General features: G+C 71.5%; 5 protein-coding genes. All 5 read left to right on the top strand.

Annotation, left to right across the window (positions count from 1 at the left end; all coding sequences use genetic code 11):
- Positions 1-1,851 (top strand): chemotaxis protein CheW (locus ABD352_RS52840; protein ID WP_344620266.1); only part of this gene is annotated, 1,851 nt, incomplete at its 5' end.
- 3 nt (positions 1,852-1,854) lie between these two features.
- A complete protein-coding gene (locus tag ABD352_RS52835; RefSeq protein ID WP_344620265.1) occupies positions 1,855-2,313 on the top strand; it encodes a chemotaxis protein CheW in 459 nt (152 codons plus the stop codon).
- A complete protein-coding gene (locus tag ABD352_RS52830) occupies positions 2,314-3,855 on the top strand; it encodes a methyl-accepting chemotaxis protein (RefSeq protein WP_344620264.1) in 1,542 nt (513 codons plus the stop codon).
- Between the two features lie 109 nt (positions 3,856-3,964).
- Entirely contained in the window at positions 3,965-4,858 is an 894-nt protein-coding gene (locus tag ABD352_RS52825; protein WP_344620263.1) for a hypothetical protein, read from the top strand.
- A gap of 151 nt (positions 4,859-5,009) precedes the next feature.
- Positions 5,010-5,477: response regulator (locus ABD352_RS52820; protein ID WP_344620262.1), on the top strand; the 468-nt coding region annotated here is incomplete at its 3' end.

The following is a 5,477-nucleotide window of genomic DNA, read 5'->3' as shown; positions in this document are numbered from 1 at the left end:
CCGAAGCCCCCCGCGCCGCCGGCCGCGGCCGCGCCGAAGCCAGCCGGCCCGCCAGCCCCGGCCGCCAAGCCGGCGCCGCCGTCGGGCGGCCCCGCCCAGGAGGCGGGCGATGACGCCGTGTCCCGCCGCAGCGTGGCCGACCAGTCGATCCGCGTCGACGTCGACCTGCTCGACAAGCTCATGAACCTCGTCGGCGAGCTGGTGCTGACCCGCAACCAGCTGGTCCGGGCGATCGGCGGGGTGGCCGACCCGGCCATGACCCGCACCGGCCAGCGGCTCAACCTCATCACCTCGGAACTGCAGGAATCGGTGATGAAGACCCGCATGCAGGCGATCGACCACCTCTGGTCGAAGCTGCCCCGGGTCGTGCGGGACCTGTCCTCGACCTTCGGCAAGCAGATCAAGCTGGCCCAGGAGGGCAAGGAGACCGAGCTCGACCGCTCGCTGCTGGAAGCGGTCAAGGACCCGCTGACGCACCTCGTGCGCAACGCGGTCGACCACGGCATCGAGACCCCGGAGGACCGCGTCGCCGCCGGCAAGCCGGCCGAGGGCACGCTGACCCTGCGGGCGTACCACGAAGGCGGCCACGTCATCGTCGAGGTGCGCGACGACGGCGCCGGCATCGACCCGGACAAGATCGCCCGGATCGCCGTGGAGAAGGGCCTCGTCTCGCGCGACCAGCTCGCCGCGATGGACCGGCGGGAGGTCCTCGCGCTGGTCTTCCGGCCCGGCTTCTCCACCGCCAAGGCGGTCACCAACGTCTCCGGCCGCGGCGTCGGCATGGACGTGGTGAAGACCAACATCGAGCGCATCGGCGGCGCGGTCGACGTCGACTCCGTGGTCGGGCAGGGCACCACCTGGCGGCTCACCATCCCGCTGACCCTGGCCATCATCCAGGCCCTCACCATCGAGTGCGGGCGGGAGCGGTACGTCATCCCGCAGGTCGCCGTGCACGAGCTGGTCTACCTGGACGGCCAGTCCGGCCGGGTGGTCGAGCACGCGATGGGTGCCCCGGTCTATCGGCTGCGCGGCAAGCTGCTGCCGCTGGTGTACCTCGACGACACCCTCGGCCTGGCCCGCGACGGCGAGCACGACACCGACGTCTACGTCGCCGTCCTGCAGGCCGAGGGCAAGCGTTTCGGGCTGGTCGTCGACCGGGTGCTCAACACCGAGGAGGTCGTGGTCAAGCCGCTGACCTCGCGGTTCAAGGACATCGGGGTCTACGCCGGGGCCACCCTGCTCGGCGACGGCCGGGTCGCGCTCATCCTCGACGTGGCCTCGCTGGCCCGGCGGGCCCACCTGGCCTCCGGCGGCGAGCGCACCGACGTCGACACCACGGTCCGCCGCGGGGGCGACAACGCCGACCGGCTGCTCATCGCCGGGGTCGGCGACCGGCGCGTGGCCATCCCGCTGGACATGGTCACCCGGCTCGAGGAGTTCCCGATCGACCGCATCGAGCGCACGGGCAGCCGGGAGGTCGTGCAGTACCGCGACCAGATCCTGCCGGTCCTGCGCCTGTCGCACCTGCTGGGCGCCTACGAGACCGAGCCCGGCTCGACGGTCCCGGTGGTCGTCTACACCGAGAACGGCCGCTCGGTGGCGCTCGCGGTGGAGAAGATCCTCGACATCGTCGAGGAGGGCCTCGACGACTCGCGCCGCGACTTCGGCGACGACGGCCTGCTCGGCTCGGCCGTCATCCAGCAGCGGGTCACCGAGCTGCTGGACGTGCGCCGGGCCATCCTGGCCGCCGACCCGCTGTTCCACACCTCCATGGACCCCTACGAGCAGCACGATCCGTACCAGAGCGGATCCGAGGCCGATTTCAACACCTACCAGCCCGCCGGAGCCTGACCCATGGCCAGCCGTCAGTACGCCACCTTCGAGGTCGCCGACCAGTTGTTCGGCCTCGACGTCGCCAAGGTCCAGGAGGTCCTCTCCTTCGACCAGTACACCCCCGTTCCCCTCGCCCCGGAGTCCGTCGGCGGCCTGTTCAACCTGCGCGGTCAGGTGATCGCCGCGGTCGACCTGCGGGTCCAGCTGGGCCTGCCGCCGCGGACCAAGTCGGCCGAGCCGGCCATGAACGTGATCGTCAAGACCGAGGAGGAGTCGGTCTCGCTGCTCGTCGACCGCATCGGCGAGGTCGTGACGCTGCAGGACGACACGTTCGAGCCCCCGCCGGACACGCTGCAGGGCAGGGCCCGCCACCTCATCACCGGCGCGTTCAAGCTCGACGGGCGCCTGCTGCTGGCCCTCGACACGACGAAGGCCGTGAACACCAACCCCCTTGGTTCCGGCAACAACCGCGAGGAATAGATGAGCTGGTTCACCAATCGGTCCGTGCGGGCCAAGGTCCTCACGGCCATCGCGGTCGGCGGCATCGTCACGATCGTGATCACCTTTGTCGGGCTGAGCGCGCTGAGCAGCGCCAACGACAAGATGCGGCAGTTCACCGCCAAGAACAAGCAGTTCGTGGCACTGGCCGACATGCGCCAGGGCATCGGCGACATGCTCGGCGCGCTGAACGAGGACCAGCGCAAGGTGGCCGACACCGAGCTCGCCGACGCGATCAGCCGCTACCGCGAGGCCGCGCCGGCCGACCGCGACGACGAGCTCACCACGATCGAGCAGTCGGTGCAGGGTTACCGCACGGTGCGCGACACCGAGGCGAGCCCGATCATCGCCAAGGGCGACATCGCCGGGTACGTCCAGGTCATGGCGACCAAGGGCCAGCCGTTGCTGAACAAGGCGACCAAGGCGATCAGCCAGATGCAGAGCGAGGACATCGCCGAGGCCATCGCCTGGCAGACCGGCGCCGAGAGCGACTACAAGAACAGCCGCATGTGGATGATCACGGCGGCCGTGATCGGGCTCATCGCCGCCTTCGGCATCGGGCTGTGGGTGACCTCGCTCGTGGTCGTGCCGCTGCGCCGGGTCTCCCAGGTGCTCGACGCGGTGGCCAACGGCGACCTGAACGTCAAGGTCGAGGTGCGCTCCATCGACGAGGTCGGCGTGATGGCCGGTGCGCTCAACCGGGCCACCGAGAGCATGCGCGACACCGTGCACACCATGGACTCCACCGCTACCTCGCTGGCCGCCTCGGCCGACCAGCTGACCGGGATCAGCGCGCAGATCGCCTCCGGCACCGGCGAGGCCAGCGACCAGGCCAACGTGGTCGCGACCGCGGCCGAGGAGGTCTCGCGCAACGTGCAGACGGTGGCGGCCGGCGCCGACGAGATGGGCCTGTCGATCCGCGAGATCGCGCAGAACGCCAGCGAGGCGGCGAAGGTCGCGTCGCAGGCGGTGATGGCGGCCGAGTCGACCAACCAGGCGGTCAGCCGGCTCGGCGACTCCTCGACCGAGATCGGCAACGTGGTCAAGGTGATCACCTCGATCGCCGAGCAGACCAACCTGCTGGCCCTCAACGCCACCATCGAGGCGGCCCGGGCCGGCGAGGCGGGCAAGGGCTTCGCGGTCGTGGCCAACGAGGTCAAGGAGCTCGCCCAGGAGACCGCGCGGGCCACCGAGGACATCTCCCGCCGGGTCGAGGCCATCCAGGCCGACACCACCGGCGCGGTGGCCGCGATCGGCGAGATCGGCCAGATCATCTCGCGGATCAACGACTACCAGCTCACCATCGCCTCGGCGGTGGAGGAGCAGACGGCCACCACGAACGAGATGAACCGCAGCGTCAGCGAGGCCGCGACCGGCTCGGCCGAGATCGCCAACAACGTCTCGACGGTGGCCGCGGCGGCCCAGAACACGTCACGCAACGTATCCGAGGCGCAACGCGCGGCCGCCGATCTGCAGCGGATGTCGAGCGAGATGCGTTCGCTCGTGGCCCGGTTCAGGATCTGATGTCGCCGGTCGGATTACACCGGGGGTGACGCTGGGCTACTGCCCGGGCGTCACCCCCGGCCCATTCGGCGGACAGACCCGGGTGCAGGTGCGTTGCAGACTAGTTGCCATGTACAGCCTGGTGAGCGCCCCCGTTCTCGGTTTCGACCTCTCCCGTCTGCAGGGCGGATCGGCCGCGGCCGATGTGCTGCTTCGCAGCCTCACGCTTACGCAGAGTGATCTCCCGGCCATCGCGGAGGCCCGGTCCGACGACGACTGGGACCGCGTCGACCTCTGGCGCGACGTCGACGCCGCGGCCCAGGAGCGGCGCGCATCGGCGGCCGACGCCGGCACCCTGACCGTCATCGAGCGGGCGCCGCTGGGCACCCTCGACGGGCTGCTGCACTGCCTGCGGTACGACGTGCTCGACTGGACCTGGGGCAAGCGCCCGGAGCAGCAGGCCACGATGCCCACCCCGCAGGCCCGCACCCCGCGTCAGCGGCAGAGCCCGGTGGCCAGCAAGGCGACCGGCGTGCTCTCCGACGCCGCCGCGGCCGCCTACCTGCGCGAGCTGCTCTCCGACGACTCCCGCCGCCGGCTCAGCGCCCCCTTCATCGCCGCGACGCGGGCCCTGCCCGAGCGCGAGCCCGACCTGGGCCCGCAGGCCGAGGACGTGCAGCGCCTGCTGACGCGGGTCGGCGCCCTGTCGCCGGCCGAGATGCAGCGGCTCAACAAGGTCACCGACAGCGCCCGCCCGGGCCTGTCGGACTGGGCCCCGGCCGTGCACTCCGCCTCCTGGGCGGTCTTCCTCTCGGGTCGGGTGCGGGCCGGCGCCGCCGCCCAGCTCCTGCTCGTGCAGGCGCTGGACCGCTCGGGCGTGCCGGTGGCCGACCGGGCCGGCGGGGTGTGGAACCTGCTCAGCGGCGCCGTGCAGGCCCTCATGGTGCAGGACCTGCTCGACTCGGCGACCGCCCGCCGCCTGCTCGACCCGTACTTCACCGCGATGGGGCCGCTCGCGGGCTGACTCGTAGTACCACCGCCTCTGTCCGGAATGCTCCGGGCAGAGGCGGTTCTTTTGGGAATTTCCTTATCCACGCCGGTGGCGGCGCCGATTAGCCCGCTGGAACGAACGGGCCTCGCAAGTGCCGCGGCCCCCGGTGCTGGAGGCAACCCGCGTGATCTCGGTTCTGGTCGTGGACGACTCGGTCGTCGTCCGGCGTCTGATCACCGACGCGCTCGGCGACGACCCGGAGATCCGCGTGGTCGGCACCGCCCCCAACGGCAAGGTCGCGCTCACGAAGATCGAGCAGTTGCGCCCCGATCTGGTCACCCTCGACATCGAGATGCCGATCATGGACGGGCTGCAGACCATGCGGGCGATCCGCCAGCAGTACGCCCGGCTGCCGGTCATCATGTTCAGCACGCTCACCGCGGCCGGCGCGACGGCCACCCTCGACGCGCTCTCCGCCGGCGCCAGCGACTACGTGACCAAGCCGGCCAACGTCGGCAGCGTGGCCGAGAGCATCCGGTCGGTCCGCGAACAGATCATCCCGCGCATCCACGCGCTGTGCGGCGGCGCCCGCGGCGGCCGCGGCCTCTCCGGCGGCCCGGCCGCCCCGCCGCGCCCAGGTGCCGCGCCGGCC

It is taken from the genome of Dactylosporangium salmoneum (assembly GCF_039532525.1).
Taxonomy (GTDB): domain Bacteria; phylum Actinomycetota; class Actinomycetes; order Mycobacteriales; family Micromonosporaceae; genus Dactylosporangium; species Dactylosporangium salmoneum.
Note: the sequence above shows the minus strand (reverse complement) of the source record. Positions and strands in the feature narration are given on the sequence as shown.

Coding starts and splice junctions, on each gene's coding strand:
- ABD352_RS52835 (WP_344620265.1), top strand. CDS start 1,855: ATGGCCAGCCGTCAGTACGCCACCTTCGAGGTCGCCGACCAGTTGTTC.
- ABD352_RS52830 (WP_344620264.1), top strand. CDS start 2,314: ATGAGCTGGTTCACCAATCGGTCCGTGCGGGCCAAGGTCCTCACGGCC.
- ABD352_RS52825 (WP_344620263.1), top strand. CDS start 3,965: ATGTACAGCCTGGTGAGCGCCCCCGTTCTCGGTTTCGACCTCTCCCGT.